The organism is Pseudomonas sp. MWU12-2020, from assembly GCF_023100605.1.
GTDB classification, from domain to species: Bacteria; Pseudomonadota; Gammaproteobacteria; order Pseudomonadales; family Pseudomonadaceae; genus Aquipseudomonas; species Aquipseudomonas fluorescens_H.
This window is the reverse complement of record NZ_JALMEX010000004.1, coordinates 152,329-169,240: the sequence shown is the minus strand read 5'-3', so window position 1 is coordinate 169,240 and position 16,912 is coordinate 152,329. Positions and strand designations below refer to the sequence as shown.

Below are 16,912 nucleotides of genomic sequence, written 5' to 3'. Positions count from 1 at the left end.
TCTGCTCAGGCCCTTTTTTATTGCCTCTGTTAAACAGGTTCATTTACTGAGATAGGTTGAGAGCGGGTCGGAGGAGTGATGAGGGCGCGTTTCGAGATCAAGTGGGCAACCAGCGATGGAAGGTACTTTCATCTGAAGGCTCCCAACGGGGAAATCATCCTTTTCAGCGAAACCTACAAGACGCTGGCAGGTTGCGAAAATGGCATTGGCTCCTGTCGCGAGCACGCTCCGTACGACAGGTTTTACGGAAGGTTCGTAACAAAGGGCGAACAGTTCTCCTTCCATGTGAGAGCTGCGAACAATCGAATCGTCGGGCAGAGCGAACTCTACGATTCAGCGCACGCACGTGAGGCCGGCATTGCCGCAGTGAAACGGCATGCCCCACAAGCGGATGTGGTTGACCTAACAAAATAAGGCGCGCAGCAAAACGCGCCTCACACGAATAGGAAGCGGCATGAAAAGGAATTTGAGTAGACATCGAAGGAAGGAAAGCTAAAAGCGCAATTGCAGTTGCGCCTTAGCTCAAACACGAATACGTCTGTGCTGGATGAGTATCTTCGTGCGTTGCCGATCGGTCAAGTACTGATCGTGTTCCCTCCAACGTGAAAAGAAATGGCCTCGTTTGGGGTCATTAACCGCCCTCAGGGGCAACCGTTTGGAGAAACAAACCATGCAAGCTACGTCCCAAAACCACCACAGCGGCTTCGTCATCGAAGTGGCTGGCAAAAACCTCGACTTCCGCAAGGTAACTATCGAGGATCAAACACCCACTGGCGCGCAGATTGCGGCGGCGGCTGGCTTCAAACCGGATCAACTGGCCATCGTATTGCAGCTCCTCGCTTCCGGGGCCATGGAAGACATCCGTCCTGATGAGATCGTCACGCTCACCCAAGAACCGACCCGTTTCCTAGTCGCAGAGACGGATCGCACCTACTTTCTCACTGTAGATGGCGCTCGCCTGGAATGGCCATTTGAGCAGATCACTGGCTACCAGGTTCGCAAACTGGCAGAGGTCGGTGAAAACAAACGCCTGCTGCTGGAGCGCGAGGACGAAGCCGACTTGGAAATTCAAGCCACCGACTTCGTCAACTTGGATCAGTCGGGCATTGAGCGCTTCGTTACCCGTAAAGCTGTGTGGAAGCTCAACGTTCAAGGGGTCATTCTTGAGATCGAGACTCCAACAATTTCGGTACGCGACGCCGTAGTACGCGCAGGCATGAACCCAAATGAAGGTTGGCATATCTACTTCAAGGTCGAAGGTCAACCAAAGGTGGAGAAGTCGCTCGACGACATCATCGACTTGCGGACACCGGGCATCGAAAAACTGCGCCTGACACCCAAGGATGTGGGCAATGGTGAGGTACCTGTGCCGCCACGTCGCTTTTTCAGCTTGCTCCCTATCGATGAGCAGCATCTGGATCGGACTGCCAGCCACTGGGAAACGTGTTTGACCCCGGAGGGGAACCGTTGGTTGGTGATCAACGATTATCCGTTGCCGCAGGGCTATACACATCAAAACGTGCGGCTGGCACTCCTGATCCCGGCGGGGTATCCCTCCACAGAGATCGACATGTTCTACCTGTACCCAGCGGTCGGCCTCACCAGTGGAGTCGCCATCCCTTGCGCGGATTACACAGTGGTAATCGATGGTGTGTCTTTCCAGCGGTGGTCTCGTCATCGCAGTACTCATCCATGGAATCCAGCGACCGACAACGTCATTACTCACTTGGCACTGGTTGAGGGCTGCCTCCTCAAGGAGACCGGTGAATGAGCATCGACTCTCGTCTTGTGTTGACGGAGGAGATTCATGCCTCGCTTCGGGAACATCTGTTCCCGGGCGACGGCCTGGAAGCCGCCGCCATTCTCGTGTGCACGCGCTTTGAGGGAGAGAATCTAAAACTACTCTCGAAGCACCTAATAACCGTGCCGTACGCCGAATGCGAACGGCGTGATGCGGACTACATAAGCTGGCCTGGCCGGTATCTCGAACAAGCCATCGACCTTGCTGAGAGTGAATCGCTCTCTATTATCTTGGTTCACTCCCACCCCGGCGGCTACTTCGAGTTTTCCGAAGTAGACGACCAAAGCGATGCCAAAACCATACCGTGCTTGATTCAAGGCGTTGCCGCCATTCATGGATCAGCAATCATGGTGCCAGGTGGCGCGATGCGCGCTCGCGTCTACGATCTGAAAAGCCAATGCACACCGGTCGCTTTAGTTACGGTTGCAGGCGATGACATCAAATACTGGCAGGGATCTGTCCCATTGCCAGAGCAACCCGTGGTCGCGTTTACCTCGGGTATGACAGCAACCCTAAACCGACTGAGCGCCGTCGTCATTGGGGTCTCTGGCACCGGTTCAATCGTGGCCGAACAAGTCGCAAGACTTGGGTTCGGCGAGGTCATCCTCATTGATCACGATCAGCTTGAAGAGAAGAACCTCAACCGGATTCTGAATGCCACACTTCAAGATGCCCTGGCGGGTCGGCCAAAGGTGGAAATGTTCGCGCAAGCCATCAACCGTATTCGCGCGGTACCGTTCACCAAATCAATCAACGCCTCCATCCTGACACGTGAAGCGGTTCTCGCAGCCGCAGGCGCCGATGTCATTTTCTGCTGCGTCGACACTCACCAGGCGCGGATGGTCGCGGATCTGATATCCACGACGTTCCTTATTCCGCTGTTTGACGTGGGAGTGAAGATTCCTACTCGTAAAGATGGTGATGATCACTGGATCATCACGGACGTGGTCGGCCGGATTGATTATGTGAAACCCGGTGGCTCGTCACTAGGTGATCGCGGCGTGTACACCCCTCAAACGTTGCTAGCCGAATATCTTCATCAGGTGGATCCGCAAGCGCACAAGGATCAAGTGGAGCGCGGATACATCACCGGTATGCAGGAGGAAGCGCCTGCCGTGATCACGCTCAACATGCGTGCGGCATCAGCGTGCGTATCTGAATTCATCGCGCGAGCCTTCCCATATCGAGAAGATGAGAACGGCAAATATGCGCGAACTATTTTTACGTTATCGGGCTGTGAGGAAGACTACTTCAACGAAACAGCCTACTCCCCTAGCCCGAAATCCCAGCTCGCCCAGAGCTGCAAAGAGCCGCTGCTCGGCCTTCCTGACCTGAGTGCGAGGACACCATGCTGAAAAAATTATTTCAGTACGTTGTGAGCAAGCTAGACCCATTGCTTCCGGCGAGAACGCTCGTGGTGATCGAGGGGGATTCGTTGCCAGCAAAAATGCCGATGCGATCACTCGTTTTGGCCAGAGATGGGCAAGAGGACTGGTGTGTGGGATTCAAATGCCCATGCGGTTGTGGACACACTATTGAACTCTTGTTGATCGAGGAAGCCCGGCCCAGATGGGATTGCGAACTTGATAAGCACGGTCATCCCTCTCTCCACCCTTCCGTATGGCTAAAAAGCGGCTGCAAGTCTCACTTTTGGATTCGTCACGGAAAAGTACATTGGGCTTAGTCCCAGACCTCAATGTTTCACCTAGCCCTGCATAACGCCGTCCGCTTGAGGTAGGCGGTTTTATGCAGGATTAAGAGCGGAATTTTCAGACTAAGGGGCTGTAAGGTGGGGCCAGTTAAACGTGTTGAGTTCTCCTATCCACGATCCGATTTGACTCATCCCGACTCTGGCGTGGCGCGCCTTAGCGGTAATTACATCGTCTGGTCGTATGCCCAAATCCGGCACAACATTCGTGCCCGCTCCATGCCTCTTGTGGATGTGTATTTCCGTTCCTTGAAAAAGAACGTTCCCTCGGCAGGCCAATTTGTGAGCCTGCCACTGAGCACCATTCCTCACTATCGGATCGGAACGATCTGGAGGCGGGGTAAATGTGTGTCGGACACATTGATGCAAGAGAGAAAATTCGATGTGGATTTCTCTCCGGAAGGCTGGAGTCTGACATCTCGGTTGGAGCTCAATCAGATGGGTATGGGCCACATCTTCTCTGATCAGGATTACCCCCTGCATTACGGCGAGCGAGACAGCATGAAACTGATCAACTTCAAGCTGCCAAAAGGCAATCTGCTGGTTTCTTGCGTTGACTATTTTGCTAGAGCCTATGCTAGGAACATGGATGTCTGCCGGGCATTGACCACTCTCAAATGGTCAGACGTGATGGACGTGCTTTATGAAGACCCGCGACCTTCTGCTCACCAGTGGCTGGTCAAGCCGTCTCGCAGAATGCGTAACTACGATGCCGTGTATTTGGCTCATCTTATGTATGACAGCTACACCGAGATGCGCACAAAGAAAATCAACTCACAGTTTGCTTCCCGATCCCCGCTGCAAAAGGTGAACTTGGAAGCGGAACCGTGGTTTACCGGCCCTGGAACGCTAGAGTGCCGAGGGAAGTGGATTAACGGCGGCAAAACATTTCTTTGCCTCGATTTAGTGGGCTCCAGCGAACCCATCGGGGAAGACATTCAGTGGCAAGCTTTAAAATTTGACTCTACCGATGGGAAGGAGGGTGCTGGGAGATTGGTCATGCCACGTCCGTTAAGATCTGCGCATGCTGAAGAGTTTCTTCAGGAACAGTCTTATGTTGAACCTGACAAGCACTCAGAAATCACGATCGTCAAAGCTCCACCCTTCAAGGCATTGGGGAAGAGGAGGAAGGTTGTCAAAACCAAAAAAATTGTTCCCACAGATAAAGGGAGGCTTGGCCCAAATCCACCAAGGCCTGACTCCCTGGCAGACGGCGACGGTGTCGGTTCCGGCAAGAACGTCGGCAAGGCAGAGCACGTTGCAGAAGCCAAGTTGGAGTCTCACGGGTTTCTGCGTGATATCTGGAACGCTTTCGCATCTCTGAAAAAATGCGAGAAGAACAAAATCACGCGCTTGGATTGGTATACCCCCACTGATGGGTTCAGCTCGAGTGAGCCAGCCAAAGTACTTGTGCTGGCTCCCATCGAGAACTCGAAGATTCCCAGTGATGTACGCAGCTGGGTCTACCTCGACCGAGGCACCAATCAGTTGCGCGGCCTATTGGTGCTGCGCATCCAGATCGCCAGTGTGGACTACTTCTGCTTCGAGACCCAGCGTAAGGAAATCGAAGGTGATCAAAGCTCAGGGCGTGCAGGGCTATTAATGAAATCGCACGTGTCGAGCGAGGAAGAGTTTTCACAATTCGTAGAGAAGTTGAGCTCCTCAATCCGGTACAAAAAGGGCGTCTTTAAAAATATGGCCAACTTCTTCCCCCAAGGCTTCGAAACCTTTAATCACACCCAGAAAGACAAGCAGGTTCGTTATCGCAACCGGCTAATAGGTGCGTTTAGAAAGCTGGGAGTGGAGCTTGTATGAGTGCCACCTGCGCAGCAGTGCTCTACCAGATTTTGCATGCGCTTGAACTGGACAGTCCGGGCACGTACGGCTGGGTTTCTGAATCATTTCTACATTGAAGCACTGGAGATAACTATGCGTTTTAAAAAGCTGACTGCCGTATTGGCAATGGTTCAGGTGCTGATTCTTTCGGGTTCTGCCTCGGCTCAGCAACTGGTCAATGACACGGCGATCAAAGCTCAATTACACCAACCTCAACCGTATGAACTGACGCAGGGATCCTTCATCAATCTGACGCTGGAGCGTGTCGATCCTGATCAAGTATCGGCAATGGTTTACCAGAACGTCTACGACAACTTCGAGAACATCACCATTCCGAAAGGCAGTCGTTTGCTCGGGCGCCAAGTCGCCAAGGTCAACAACACTCGCGATGTTTACTTCGATGAAATTCAGCTCAGTAGTACGGGAGAAACCTACACTCTCGAACCGCCATTGCAAGCGACTGGGCCTCTGGGAGAAGCTGGTATTGTGGACTTCAAGCCCGCTGCGATTGCCGGAACGATGTTGCGAAAAGATCTGATATTTCCCCACTAAGGCGAAGTATCAATTGGCCAAATCAACCGGCGAGACTGATAGCAATTGGATATCACCTCGTGATATTGCTATGACCCTCGCTTAGCAAAAGGAAATGCTCATGTCCGGTACTGGAGGGCCCCAAGGCCCGACGATTGAAACGCCTGAGGTGTGTGATCAGCTGTCGTTTAGTGCGCAGTTGGCATCCCCCAAGGAAGAGATTGTGGATCAGCTGCACGTCAACGACATCCTGGACATCGTATCCGGGGAACAGAACGGTCAGTCCGTTGTGCATGCACTCTGGCGTGGCAACATCGCCGGCGGAATCGCAGACCCGCGCCTCCAACGCCTGCGGATCTGCATGAGTGAAGGTTACATGTACGCCGCCAGAGTACTCGCTATCAACAACGGCCAAGTACGAGTCCTCATCTATCCCGTCAAGTGAAGCAAGGAGCGCTTTATGATTACCGTCGCAGGTGGTGTGTACAGGGAGCGTTGTCTACGCCCGAGTTGGCAAGAGTACTACGGCTCCGCAGGCAGGGCGGCAACGGCGATTTCTCGTTTTGGGGGTGATGTGGAGCTCCACAGCCCTCTGGACAGCCAGTCGTTGTTCATCATGAGCAACCGCGCAGCACTCGAAGGCTTCACGCTGGAGCCTACCGATGTGCCCCAAAGCGTATCGTTCGATTACACCCATGGCTTGGCTACCCCGCAGATTGCTTATCGTCATGCCGATCCTGCTATCAGCATTCAGGTTGCAGCCCCCCGTGTTCTTCGATTTGGCATGATCGAAGGCACTGTCGTAGTAGATGCCGACTACGCCGTTTACGACCCACAGAGTGCGGACAATCCCGAGTTTTTCAGCGCCAACGGCTCGAAGGCCAAACATTTGGCACTTGTCCTGAATCGCCACGAAGCACAACAGCTGTGTGATTCCGATTTGACTGTGGAAGAGCTGGCAGCACTGCTTGCCCAAAAAGAAGGCGCGGAAGTAGTCATCATCAAGATGGGGCCGCTGGGCGCGCTGGTGTACGAGCATGGGGCAATTACCTCCGTGCCGGCTTACCGGACGAAGCGTGTCTGGAAGATCGGTTCAGGCGACACCTTTGCTGCCCACTTTGCATACGCGTGGCTAGAGCAGGGACACAACGCCACTGAAGCTGCTGCAATCGCATCCAAGGCCACTGCTTTTTATTGCGAGACTCAGGGATATCCTACGCCCAAGCAACTCAGCGGTTATACACCTGAAGCGCTGGTTGCCTCAGATCGATACCGCAACGGTTTCAGACCCCAAGTGTATTTGGCGGGCCCGTTTTTTACCTTGGCTCAACTCTGGATGATCCGCGAAGCGCTGAACGATCTACAAGCGATGGGACTGCGCGTTTTCTCCCCCTATCACGACGTAGGGCTTGGCTCGGCTGAAGACGTCGTTGAGTTAGATATTCAGGCAATCCGTGACTGCGATCTGTTGTTTGCCATTGGCGATGGACTGGATTCAGGCACGATCTATGAGATCGGTTACGCCAGGGCTCTAACCAAACCTGTGGTGCTGTACTCGGAGAACGAATCAGCCCAAGACAAGAAGATGATGGAAGGGTCGGACTGCCTGATCTGTGATGACTACGTGTCATCGATTTATCAGACGGTCTGGGAGGCGATCAAGCTATGAAAATCGCACTTTTGCTTTCAGGGGGCATGGACTCCTTGTCACTCGCCTGGTGGAAGCGCCCTGATCTGGCATTCACCCTCAATTACGGTCAGTTGGCAGCTAATGCCGAGATCGCCGCATCCAAAGCTATTTGTGAACGCTTGGGAATTGAGCACTACGTTCTGGAGATTGACTGTCGTAGCCTCGGCTCCGGTGACATGGCCGGTACTACGGCAGATGGTTTGGCCCCTGCCTCAGACTGGTGGCCATATCGCAATCAGATGCTGATTACTTTGGCAGCAATGAAACCCATTTCGTACGACGTGACGCATCTATGGTTGGGAACAGTGAAGTCGGACGGATCCCACCGAGACGGTACACCCGAGTTCGTGGACGCGATCAGCCAACTGATGTCACTTCAGGAAGGCGGAATGCGCATTGAGGCTCCGGCCATAAAACTCTCCACGCAAGAGCTAGTTCGCGCATCAGGTATTCCCTCAGGCTATCTGGCATGGGCGCATAGTTGCCATAAAGCCGACGTTCCTTGTGGCAACTGCCGTGGCTGTAACAAGTACTTTGAGGTGTTCGAAGAGGTCGGATATGACTTGGATCGATCTGGGTAATCCATTTCCCAAGCACCCCAACGATCTTTATAAACCGTTTCGGTGGGTCACAGGAAAGATCCAGCATCTGCCGGCAGGGTTACCCGTAGCCTCGCCGGCAGTACTTGAAGTACTTCAGCAGAGAAGAACAGTACGTCAGTTCGCGTCTCTTGAGGACGTTGGGCTAGCTGATTTTCTCTGGTACGCCTGTCGCACTTATGAGACGTGGCCATCCGATCTGGGTTTCGAGCTTGAATACCGCGCGTCACCATCGGCGGGGGCAATCCATCCCATACACCTGGTCATCAAGCGACCCCATGACGAGCGCTGGTGGCTGTATGAACCTAGAGGGCATTTCCTCGCCGAGCTGACTACTGCACCAAAGGCATTTGAAGGACTCTGGGAGCACAGCCAGCAAGTTCTCAACGCCCCACACGCCACTCTGATCTTATTTCTGGCTGAGCCTGGCAAAGCTTTGGCGAAATATCAGGACGGGTGCAGTTTGATCTGGAGAGATGCCGGCGCACAGGTAGCGACAATGGCGCTCGCTGCGTGCGGCTTGGGGCTGAATTTCTGCCCACTGGGCATCACTGGCGAACCGTGGGCCAGCGCCCTAGCTGAGGAAAGTCAATTGGTTGGCGTCGGCTTGGCTTTTCTTGGGCTTGCCCCGTGAACGTCGTTCAGGTGAAGTCTGACCCATGCCCATGATGCTGTGGACCGTCGCCGAGGAAGACATCATTTCCAGCCAGATCAGCGCGTCCAGTTCAGATGCTCGCACACCCAATCCTTTGCTGAATTGGATGAACTGCTCCTCCAACTCCAGATAATGGCGCTCAACAGTCAGACTCTGTTCAAAGAACTTGCCCAACAGACCTGCGCGCAGAATATGAATGTCGAGAATGGCGACATCGTCTGCGTCCAGCCAGTTGCGCGCCACCCATGAAGCCGTCTTGTAACCGATGCCGGGAATGTCCAGCAGCCAATCTCGTAGGGCTCGCCCCGTGCTCAGCGGGGGATACTCGGTTGCCAATTTGTGCAGTGCTGCAGCTAGGTAACGCGCCTTCTGTTTGGCAAACCGGTAACGAACCGTCCGATCCTCCACCGATATTGGCTCCTTGAGCCATTCCAGTAGCACTTCCTCTGAAGGTGGCTGATCTCCAAATGCCCCACGCGCTTTGACATGGTGGAAGGCTGCAAGCCCAACACTGGCAGGAATGCCGTGACCTCCCAAAAGGCATGCACCCACTTCTTCTTTCAGAGTCGCACCCAGTTTGTAGTTGATGCGCTCGCCTTGCAGCCGTCGGGCGTAGACCTGATAAGCCCAATACGCGGGTGTCGGAAAAGCTTCGATTGCGCCCCACGGAACACCCGGAATCACTTCCGAGTCTGGCATTGGCAACTCGACATTGAAGACCACGTGATCCATGAAAATCGCGCCCAGCTGCATCAGGCTGCCTCCTCGGCGTCACCGTATTGTTCCTGCATCCATTGCAGCAAATCATAGCGCTCTGCTGCACTCATGCTGTCGATACGATCTCGTAACCGCGCCTGACGACGCTGGATGGTTTGCCGATCGCGAAATGTTGCACCCATATATCTAGAGTCATGCAAACGTGCAGGTGGTTCAAAATTCATCCACACCACCTCCTCGCGTACATCCACGTGGGTTTTGGTTTGGAATTTCACTTTGTGCCAACCCACCAACTGCGCGTCGTAGAGTTCGTTGTCGTAGCCAGAAAGCATCACTTTGCAGGGCAGTGTTTTAAGCAGGTGCAACAGCCGTACATGATCGGCCTCGGAGTAGTCGCAACGGTAGACCTTGGCCCTTCGGCGGGTGTGCGGCACATAGGGAGGGTCAACGTAAACCAGCTCGTCCCCAGTAAACTCAAAGTTTTCTAGAAACCCCAACGCATCGGTTTTTTTAAGCTCACATACCCCTGGCAGCTCCGCGAGCCAACGGTCAATGACCTTCGCATCGAGGTCTATCCCGATGCTGCGCTGCGCAGGTTTCTTGTTGCGCATGACCGCGCCGCCGCCAAGGTGCGACTCAATATAGGTCTGATGCGGTGGCATCAGGTTGATCAAGTGCTGGTAGCACTTGCCTTTCCCGCCTGGATATCTCATGCACTCAAGCATCGTCATATCTGACGATGATGTCAATGAGGAGCGAGAAGGTGTCGACCGACGGTTAAAAGGATCAATGTTGCCGTCAGCCGCTGCGGTACTTACTAGCAAGCCTACAGAACAGCTCACCGCTGCCCTTCAAGCAAAAGAACTAGCGATTTAGCCTTTTGACAACCTGGACTGGCACTTCCATCATCAATCTCTCAGAAGCTAGTGTTCATATTCGCCTGCACATAGGCGTGCAGAAACACACGGCCAATTCTCGAGAGTACCTCGCCAATGGATCTCGGAAGACTTGAAAAGCTTATTGGGAGAGACCGGCAGACAGTCAAAGGCTGCAACTTGTCGGCCGATGAGGCTGCCATAGTGGCGCACGGGAAATTTGCGCATCACTCATTCTGTCTTGTGAAAGACTGGGCGATACTCGACCTGGAAATCACCGAAGAAGAGCGGGATATCCTTCTGTCCCGTGGCTTGAAGCCAGTACTTCTATATGCACTACATGTAGTACATGACAGTCGTGGACGCTTTTCCGCTGGGGACTGGGTTCGTAGCTCTTTCCAACAAAGCTATGACGATAACGGTTTTTTTATCACCAAGAACACGGTGTATGTTCTGCTAGGCGATGGCAATCGCCAGCAAATCACCGCGCGCGATCTCCTGAGCCTGCAATGAGCAAGGTCGCTGCCCCTAACGTTTCAGCATCAACGTGCGTTGATCCGTAACTCTCAGCAGACGGCACCCAGAGTGTGCTGCCCGCAAAGTCTACTTCGAATCCTGCCACCTCGCGGAATGAGGCTGGGCGAAAGTCCAACGACTTGTGGTTCGCTCGACTAATACCATGAAAATAGGCCAATCCTTTGACTATCCACTTCGCCTCAAAGTCTCTGACCTCATAACGATTTTTGAAAAGATCGATCAGCTCTCTTTCGGACTTATGACGCTTAGCAGCTTTCAGCCACTTCTCATTTGGTCGCGGATCCAGCTTCAGATTGAGAGTCTTGTTGAGAAAGTTGATAAAGCCTGTCACCGCCGCTACTTGCCCAGGCCAATGTCGCCAAAAAGACTCAAGCGTACGCTGGGTGGGTAATGCCCCACCGGTCAGTTGTACCTGGTTCAAAAAATTTACCGCCGAACGAATAGCCAGCCGGACTGAACGCAACTGGACGTCGTGTTGACTCAGCTTGGCGATCAAGGCACGGTGATACTTGGTCAACACATCGCTTTCCCATTGCCCTGTAACTTGAGATAGCAACTCATCCAATCGGCGCTGTTCCGAGTGTGCTTCGCGAGCATCAGCAGTTGCGCGTACCCCATGAGCCTGTACAAGCCACCGCATGGGTACTTCAGCCCTACGCAAGCCACCGGCATGGAAGTGCTCGAGCAGAGCTTCGTAGGAAGGAATACGACCCCATAGATGATCGATCTGGCTAAAGAAGTCGAAGTAAGTATGTACCCTGGCCGCCGCTTTCTTTACATCCATCTCGCGCTCAAGCCATTCGCCAAAGCTCACAAACAACGCGCCTACCTCAGGAGAAGCGAAACCCTGCTGATCTATTGCCAAACGACTTCTAAGCGTACGCCGCCAGTAACAGTGCTCACACTCATGGCCTCGACCCGCCGGCATGTCAGTGCCACATGTGCCACAAGGCCGCGTCCCCTCGTAGCTGCACGGTTTACAAAGTTTCTCTCCCTGCGCACTTTCCACCAGAACTCGATGGCGGCGGCAACTAGGGCACGTAGCAGCGTCGGGACCGCTGCACTTCGGACAAGAACGCAAACCCGTTATTTGATTCTGAGCCAGTTGCCGTGAAAGTTTGCCGCAGACCTCGCAAGGTGCCGGCACTCTAAAATATCGCGCGCATGCCTTACACGCCGGGCCATACTGAGTCATCAGGCCAATCTTGAATTCGACCTTCTGACAGCGCACGCAAGGACGATTACGCGCGCAACCACCGCATCGAGCGGATAGATCGAATATGGGTAACCTTGCGAAATTTCCACAGCCGGCGCACATCCGTCGCTTGAACAAGCGCGGGTAGCAGGTCGCACAATAGCGCTGGCCCTCATGAACCTTCTTCGCCTTGAGCATTGCCCTGCCGCAGTCACAGCACGTCGGAGTGGTGCTCGCCTGGTCAGAGGCCATTTCGTCTCATCCTTCTCGTCAATCGCAACCACATGCGTAACACCTCCATCTGCGTGCGAGGATGATCATCGTTACGCTGACTAGCCAGATGCGGGGAGTGGACTTTCAACGCGCTCGCCATGCGGATCAAGATGTCCGGTGCTCCATGGGGAGGAACATGAAGGGCATACAAAGGTAAGGCAAGTCGTTTGGCCTCGTGGATGAATATGTCTGGCCCAGCGGTCATCAGCGCCCAAGCTCCCCCAAGCAATTTGGCACGTTCGGGCTGTGCTAAATATTCGAACGGTAGGCCCAGCGATGCGGGTGTTAGGGATGTCGTATCCACACCTAGGTTTTTGCAAAATAGCAGTAGTGTTTGCGAACGTTGTCGGGCAGTAACTTGCAACAAGCTAATCATCGCACGCGCCACCCGCATCCACTGTGTGAAATCCAGAGTGATATTTCCGAATGATCCAGGCGCTGTGACCAATTGATCCGCGTACTGCTGAATAGCAAGCGCGTCTGGCAGAGCCGCCACTCGAGCGCATGCTCCGAGCAAGGCACCACAGGCGTGACATTGGCCCATAAGTTCGCTCGCCTGCAGTAGGCCCGGCTGCAAAGGAGAGTGACATCGCTGGCAACAGTCGATCAAGCCGACGTTGTGGATGGGACAACTCGTGTGCCAAGCCAATCGCCATTGAATTCGGTAAAACGTTTTTCCTTGGGTGAAGCACTCGGGGCAACACTGGAGCCCGCCGGCATGAAACCTACTACGACAACCTAGTACAAGCACCCACGGCCAGACACCAGTCTGCTTCGAAGGGTCATTGACCAGCAACTTCGCGACTCGATCCAGTGTTGAACACTGCAATGTGGTTGCTGTAATCCCAGTGTATGCAGCGAGCACTTCCAACCTTCGAAGCTCGATCCCACGATCAAAATCCTGAGTCCAGATTCGAAATGCCGGCCACACCACGGACGCCAAGTTACTGGGTGAGTAGCCGTGGGCCAGTGCGACGCGCACCAGCCACGAAGACAGCAACTCGTCCGCAATTAGTGATTGAGAAAGTGGCCATACAGGCGCTACCCCATCAGCTCCCGGATGCCACGTGTAGGACGCAGCCACGACTTACTCTCGATCAGCTCTCTGTCTATGTGCTCCTTACCCGAAACTATTGCCTCCTTTGCACACTCGACCAACAGGCGATGAATGTCGCCTGTGTTGCCACCGGAAATCGAATGGATCAACTGCGCCTTGTCCGCCTTGTACAACTCCGAAGCACGCTTAAGTGGCAGGATGGCTTCAAAGGCCTTCAACAACCGTTGGAAGTCAGGGTTGAGCTTCCAAAGATTCAGTTTGACCACGTCAAATCGACTGGCATGTTGCGGATCATGATGGAGCACCCTGACGGCATCAGGTGTTCCTACACCAACCACTGGAATAGCCAGCTCGTTACACAGGGCTTTGATGGCATTCATGACCTCTCGTTGCTTGATCGCAGAGCCGGTTAAAAGCGAATGGATTTCATCGATGATCAGCATCCGCACGTTCAGCTCGCGAAAGGAATGGAAGACCTGATAGCGCAATGAAACCTTGGAGTCCGTCGTTCGATACGGCATCCAAAGGCGATCCAATAATGCGATATAAAAATCCTTTTCATCGGCGGATGCCGGTGCTTCGGCAAGGATCACGGGCCGCACTGGATCGGCATTTTCGTTGACGTAGCCTTCACCGTGAGTCTTCATGAACTGGCGCACGATCGTTGTTTTGCCGTTGTTAGAATCGCCGACAATCAGCAGATTTTGCATGCGGGGTCGCTTGGGCATATCGAACAAGTAACCGAGGTTCTCCAGGATATTATGAGCGGCTCCATAACCAATCCAGCGTGGCTCACCCATGAACAAAATACGCTCACGATCTGAGAGCTGAAGAACCGGTCGAAAATCCGGCAGAAGATGCGCGTACTCACTCATGAAATGTCACCGATCAATTCAACGTCATCGAGCAGTAGGCCGTCTGGCGATGCGGGCAAATCCGCGACAACTTGGGCTACAGATCTCTTGGGGGATGCAGGAGTAACGTTTTTCCCGTGCACCTTGAGCTTCTGGGCATCCCTACGTGCTTTTTTGGTCATCTGAGAGGCACTTTTCACCAGCTCACGATTCTCCATTATTAGTCTGGATATCGTCGCTTCGTCGATGTTCTCTCGCCCCTCGTCCACCGCCTTTTTCTTAGCGGCCCTGAACTCCCAAACGGTAGCTGCGGGGAAAGCCTGGTTTGCGACTGGAACGCGAAAATATTGCTTAAGTAATGGGTCGAAGAACCAAATGACACTTATGTCACGCGGATCTCGCCGGAAAATGAATTTCCTCGCTAGGCCAGTTTCAGGATCAGTGGTGTTGATCCAGTGTCGCAAGGCCTCGGAGTAATAGAACACGTCGATCTGGACGCCGTAGGTCTGTACGGTACGACGAAAAGATGGCAGGAAGTCCAGCTGCACCGTTAGCGCATCATCTGGGCGCGGCGGAACACTGACAAGGGGATCAAGCTCGCGATTTCCAAAGAAGCCCAACTGCCACTTTCGGGCTGGGCTCATGTAAATAGCTGAATGAGGACTCTGGTGGTAGCGGAGGATGGCCCGTACTAACCATTTCTCGAACTCGCCCATCGTCAACGTCGCGTTCTTGTCCGAATCGTACCCGTCTCGGTCATTCGTGTTGCTGAACGTTGTGCCAGGTAACTCGTGCAACATGCGCATGAACGTCCCGAGCAACCGTTCGATATGCCCACCATATTTAGGAACTTTGACCGGGCGAAAGACGTTCTCGATGTTGTAATTCGAGCAAGAACGTCGAACGTTCTCCGCGCGAAAGTCCGGCCCATTATCGGAGTGAACGACTCGCGGGAAGCCCCATACTGGCCAATCACCCTCTACCTGGTGAACGTTGAGCCAGTCCTCCTTCGGCAGCACCGCGTGAGCGATACACATGCCAACGGAGATTTCCGATGGTTCCTCAAGTGCCAGATAGTAGCCAACGATCATTCGGGAATGCACATCGATGGCAACTGTGAGCCATAAGCGGCCGATGGGTTTGCGATGAAGATCATCAACGACAATCAGGTCGATAGGGGTATGGTCAATCTGGATGACCGCAAGCGGATAGCCAGCCCCCGGAAACTTGCCCACAGACGGTGTGTACCTGTTACGAGCCTGATCAGCAAAGCCACGCTTTCTAAGAACCTGCTTTTCGGGAATTTTGGCAATTCGAGCACGGATCGCGGAGGCACCTGGAGGGGTAATACCTTGAGCTTTGGCGCGCATCGCCACTTCCGCGATGGTCGATTGAATGCTCGGTCTTTGAGACTTGAGATAGTGATCGTCGATCACATCCTGAATGATCTTCTCAGCTTCAATCGTCAGCCTCGTTGCCCCACTTTTCCAGCCACGCTTGCGCGGAACCAAGGCGAGAATTTCGTTCCAGTTCTGGTAGCGCTCCAGCCACCGGTACAGCGTGGCAGTATCAACACCAACCTCTTTCGCCCGCGCTTCTACGGTGTACCTAGGATTAACGGTCTCGTTGATTAGAGGGCTTATTGCCGAGAAGCGCTGCTGCGCGACGGCCCAGTCGTCAGAGTTGATGGTCGCTACATCATGATTGACGTAGAGCCCATCAATTCTTTCTTGCTCGACAGCCCGAAGTTCCGGCACCCGCAACGAAGCACTTACACCGGTTTCTACCTCCACACCGATGACTGTATCGAACCCCAATATTTGAAGGATTCGGTAGATAGCCTTGTCACGACGCACCATCGCGCCGACCTCAATTGCTACGCGCGATCTGGACGGCTCGAAAGGGATCAAATGCTCATCGGTATCAATTTCGTAGATGTTCATAAGTGAGGTATCCACACCTCAAGGAACTGATCGAGAGGTTCAGTAATGTCGCACTCGGCTCGGCCAGTTGCGATGAGATGCCAGAGAAGGGAAACACCTCTTTCTCGATAAATGCCGTTGAAGTGACGCGCTAGCAAATAGTGCACTGGAGAGATCTCTGTCTCTTGCAGAGTGTTGAGCACCATGTCGATGTCTTCGCGATCAAAAGTCATTCGCTCGAAGCGTTCGAGAAAAATGATGTTCTCCAGAGGCAGGCCACGAATTCGGGATTCGTCGTAGATGCTGAATGACCACCCCTGTTCTCTGGCATAACGCCGAGCGGCCTTCCACTTCCCGGACCAAGCTCGCCAGTGCTCACGCCAGAGATACGCAGGTTTCACTTCAACAAGCATTGGTTTGATGTAATGGACATGACTGTTGCCCCCTTGGTGGTAGTAGACCAAGAAGTCCGGCGTGTACGTCTGAGGTCGACCGTGTAGGTCAATAAAATCGATTCTCACCGGCTGGGCGACCACAGATGAAACTCGATGAGAAAACCTCATTCGTTTAAGAAAATCTCTCTCGAGTAGAGATTCGAAGGGAATCCCGCCCGCACCTCGAAATGGCATAACACCCGAGACACTGCGTCTCGTAGGCTTGAT

17 protein-coding genes are annotated in these 16,912 nt (G+C 53.6%); 11 read left to right on the top strand and 6 right to left on the bottom strand.

The window, feature by feature from the left end; genetic code table 11:
- The first annotated feature begins 78 nt into the window (after positions 1 to 78).
- The 10 genes from M0814_RS11090 to M0814_RS11045 all read left to right on the top strand — a co-directional run bounded on the left by M0814_RS11090 (position 79) and on the right by M0814_RS11045 (position 8,799).
- Positions 79 to 414 carry a YegP family protein gene (locus tag M0814_RS11090; RefSeq protein WP_103483689.1) on the top strand — a complete coding sequence of 112 codons (336 nt, stop codon included), beginning with the start codon at positions 79 to 81 and terminating at the stop codon, positions 412 to 414.
- Between the two features lie 256 nt (positions 415 to 670).
- The gene (locus M0814_RS11085) at positions 671 to 1,771 is read left to right on the top strand and encodes a multiubiquitin domain-containing protein (RefSeq protein WP_103483690.1); all 1,101 of its coding nucleotides are present in this window, start codon (positions 671 to 673) and stop codon (positions 1,769 to 1,771) included.
- On the top strand, positions 1,768 to 3,156 hold the full coding sequence (locus tag M0814_RS11080) for a ThiF family adenylyltransferase (protein WP_103483691.1): 1,389 nt from the start codon (positions 1,768 to 1,770) through the stop codon (positions 3,154 to 3,156). Before M0814_RS11085 ends, M0814_RS11080 begins: the two co-directional genes overlap by 4 nt.
- Positions 3,150 to 3,485, top strand: a complete 336-nt coding sequence (locus M0814_RS11075; protein ID WP_093429695.1) for a DUF6527 family protein — start codon at positions 3,150 to 3,152, stop codon at positions 3,483 to 3,485. Before M0814_RS11080 ends, M0814_RS11075 begins: the two co-directional genes overlap by 7 nt.
- Positions 3,486 to 3,635: 150 nt before the next feature.
- Positions 3,636 to 5,324 carry a hypothetical protein gene (locus tag M0814_RS11070; RefSeq protein ID WP_177434700.1) on the top strand — a complete coding sequence of 563 codons (1,689 nt, stop codon included), beginning with the start codon at positions 3,636 to 3,638 and terminating at the stop codon, positions 5,322 to 5,324.
- A 114-nt stretch (positions 5,325 to 5,438) separates the two neighbouring features.
- Positions 5,439 to 5,897, top strand: coding sequence for a hypothetical protein (locus M0814_RS11065; protein WP_103483693.1), 459 nt, complete (start codon positions 5,439 to 5,441; stop codon positions 5,895 to 5,897).
- A 100-nt stretch (positions 5,898 to 5,997) separates the two neighbouring features.
- Positions 5,998 to 6,321, top strand: coding sequence for a hypothetical protein (locus M0814_RS11060; RefSeq protein WP_093429692.1), 324 nt, complete (start codon positions 5,998 to 6,000; stop codon positions 6,319 to 6,321).
- A gap of 15 nt (positions 6,322 to 6,336) precedes the next feature.
- Positions 6,337 to 7,545 carry a PfkB family carbohydrate kinase gene (locus M0814_RS11055; protein ID WP_103483694.1) on the top strand — a complete coding sequence of 403 codons (1,209 nt, stop codon included), beginning with the start codon at positions 6,337 to 6,339 and terminating at the stop codon, positions 7,543 to 7,545.
- The gene (locus M0814_RS11050; RefSeq protein WP_103483695.1) at positions 7,542 to 8,147 is read left to right on the top strand and encodes a 7-cyano-7-deazaguanine synthase; all 606 of its coding nucleotides are present in this window, start codon (positions 7,542 to 7,544) and stop codon (positions 8,145 to 8,147) included. The genes M0814_RS11055 and M0814_RS11050 overlap by 4 nt, the downstream gene beginning before the upstream one ends.
- Positions 8,125 to 8,799 (top strand): nitroreductase family protein, encoded by a 675-nt coding sequence (locus M0814_RS11045; protein ID WP_103483696.1) that lies wholly within the window; start codon positions 8,125 to 8,127, stop codon positions 8,797 to 8,799. Before M0814_RS11050 ends, M0814_RS11045 begins: the two co-directional genes overlap by 23 nt.
- On the opposite strand, the gene M0814_RS11040 is transcribed toward M0814_RS11045, so the two are convergent.
- On the bottom strand, positions 8,740 to 9,573 hold the full coding sequence (locus M0814_RS11040; RefSeq protein WP_103483697.1) for an 8-oxoguanine DNA glycosylase: 834 nt from the start codon (positions 9,571 to 9,573) through the stop codon (positions 8,740 to 8,742). The two genes, M0814_RS11045 and M0814_RS11040, sit on opposite strands and share 60 nt — an antisense overlap.
- Complete coding sequence (locus M0814_RS11035; protein ID WP_247868483.1) at positions 9,573 to 10,211, bottom strand: DNA adenine methylase; 639 nt, start codon at positions 10,209 to 10,211, stop codon at positions 9,573 to 9,575. Before M0814_RS11035 ends, M0814_RS11040 begins: the two co-directional genes overlap by 1 nt.
- Before the next feature lie 318 nt (positions 10,212 to 10,529).
- On the opposite strand from M0814_RS11035, the gene M0814_RS11030 reads away from it, so the two are divergent.
- A complete protein-coding gene (locus M0814_RS11030; protein WP_103483698.1) occupies positions 10,530 to 10,925 on the top strand; it encodes a hypothetical protein in 396 nt (131 codons plus the stop codon).
- Here the strand turns inward: M0814_RS11030 and M0814_RS11025 are convergent.
- From M0814_RS11025 to M0814_RS11010, 4 genes are all read right to left on the bottom strand, one after another.
- Positions 10,894 to 11,814, bottom strand: a complete 921-nt coding sequence (locus M0814_RS11025; RefSeq protein WP_146774680.1) for a hypothetical protein — start codon at positions 11,812 to 11,814, stop codon at positions 10,894 to 10,896. The genes M0814_RS11030 and M0814_RS11025 overlap by 32 nt on opposite strands.
- A 1,644-nt stretch (positions 11,815 to 13,458) precedes the next feature.
- Entirely contained in the window at positions 13,459 to 14,349 is an 891-nt protein-coding gene (locus tag M0814_RS11020) for a TniB family NTP-binding protein (RefSeq protein ID WP_093429684.1), read from the bottom strand.
- Positions 14,346 to 16,271: a DDE-type integrase/transposase/recombinase gene (locus tag M0814_RS11015; protein WP_103483701.1), complete on the bottom strand. Its 1,926-nt coding sequence runs from the start codon at positions 16,269 to 16,271 to the stop codon at positions 14,346 to 14,348. The genes M0814_RS11020 and M0814_RS11015 overlap by 4 nt, the downstream gene beginning before the upstream one ends.
- Positions 16,268 to 16,813 carry a TnsA endonuclease N-terminal domain-containing protein gene (locus M0814_RS11010; RefSeq protein ID WP_103483764.1) on the bottom strand — a complete coding sequence of 182 codons (546 nt, stop codon included), beginning with the start codon at positions 16,811 to 16,813 and terminating at the stop codon, positions 16,268 to 16,270. The genes M0814_RS11015 and M0814_RS11010 overlap by 4 nt, the downstream gene beginning before the upstream one ends.
- Between the last annotated feature and the right edge of the window lie 99 nt (positions 16,814 to 16,912).

What these genes read in the sequence shown, in the direction of transcription:
- M0814_RS11090 (WP_103483689.1), top strand. Translation starts at nt 79, where the DNA reads ATGAGGGCGCGTTTCGAGATCAAGTGGGCAACCAGCGATGGAAGGTAC.
- M0814_RS11085 (WP_103483690.1), top strand. Translation starts at nt 671, where the DNA reads ATGCAAGCTACGTCCCAAAACCACCACAGCGGCTTCGTCATCGAAGTG.
- M0814_RS11080 (WP_103483691.1), top strand. Translation starts at nt 1,768, where the DNA reads ATGAGCATCGACTCTCGTCTTGTGTTGACGGAGGAGATTCATGCCTCG.
- M0814_RS11075 (WP_093429695.1), top strand. Translation starts at nt 3,150, where the DNA reads ATGCTGAAAAAATTATTTCAGTACGTTGTGAGCAAGCTAGACCCATTG.
- M0814_RS11065 (WP_103483693.1), top strand. Translation starts at nt 5,439, where the DNA reads ATGCGTTTTAAAAAGCTGACTGCCGTATTGGCAATGGTTCAGGTGCTG.
- M0814_RS11060 (WP_093429692.1), top strand. Translation starts at nt 5,998, where the DNA reads ATGTCCGGTACTGGAGGGCCCCAAGGCCCGACGATTGAAACGCCTGAG.
- M0814_RS11055 (WP_103483694.1), top strand. Translation starts at nt 6,337, where the DNA reads ATGATTACCGTCGCAGGTGGTGTGTACAGGGAGCGTTGTCTACGCCCG.
- M0814_RS11050 (WP_103483695.1), top strand. Translation starts at nt 7,542, where the DNA reads ATGAAAATCGCACTTTTGCTTTCAGGGGGCATGGACTCCTTGTCACTC.
- M0814_RS11045 (WP_103483696.1), top strand. Translation starts at nt 8,125, where the DNA reads ATGACTTGGATCGATCTGGGTAATCCATTTCCCAAGCACCCCAACGAT.
- M0814_RS11040 (WP_103483697.1), bottom strand. Translation starts at nt 9,573, where the DNA reads ATGCAGCTGGGCGCGATTTTCATGGATCACGTGGTCTTCAATGTCGAG.
- M0814_RS11030 (WP_103483698.1), top strand. Translation starts at nt 10,530, where the DNA reads ATGGATCTCGGAAGACTTGAAAAGCTTATTGGGAGAGACCGGCAGACA.
- M0814_RS11020 (WP_093429684.1), bottom strand. Translation starts at nt 14,349, where the DNA reads ATGAGTGAGTACGCGCATCTTCTGCCGGATTTTCGACCGGTTCTTCAG.
- M0814_RS11015 (WP_103483701.1), bottom strand. Translation starts at nt 16,271, where the DNA reads ATGAACATCTACGAAATTGATACCGATGAGCATTTGATCCCTTTCGAG.
- M0814_RS11010 (WP_103483764.1), bottom strand. Translation starts at nt 16,813, where the DNA reads ATGAGGTTTTCTCATCGAGTTTCATCTGTGGTCGCCCAGCCGGTGAGA.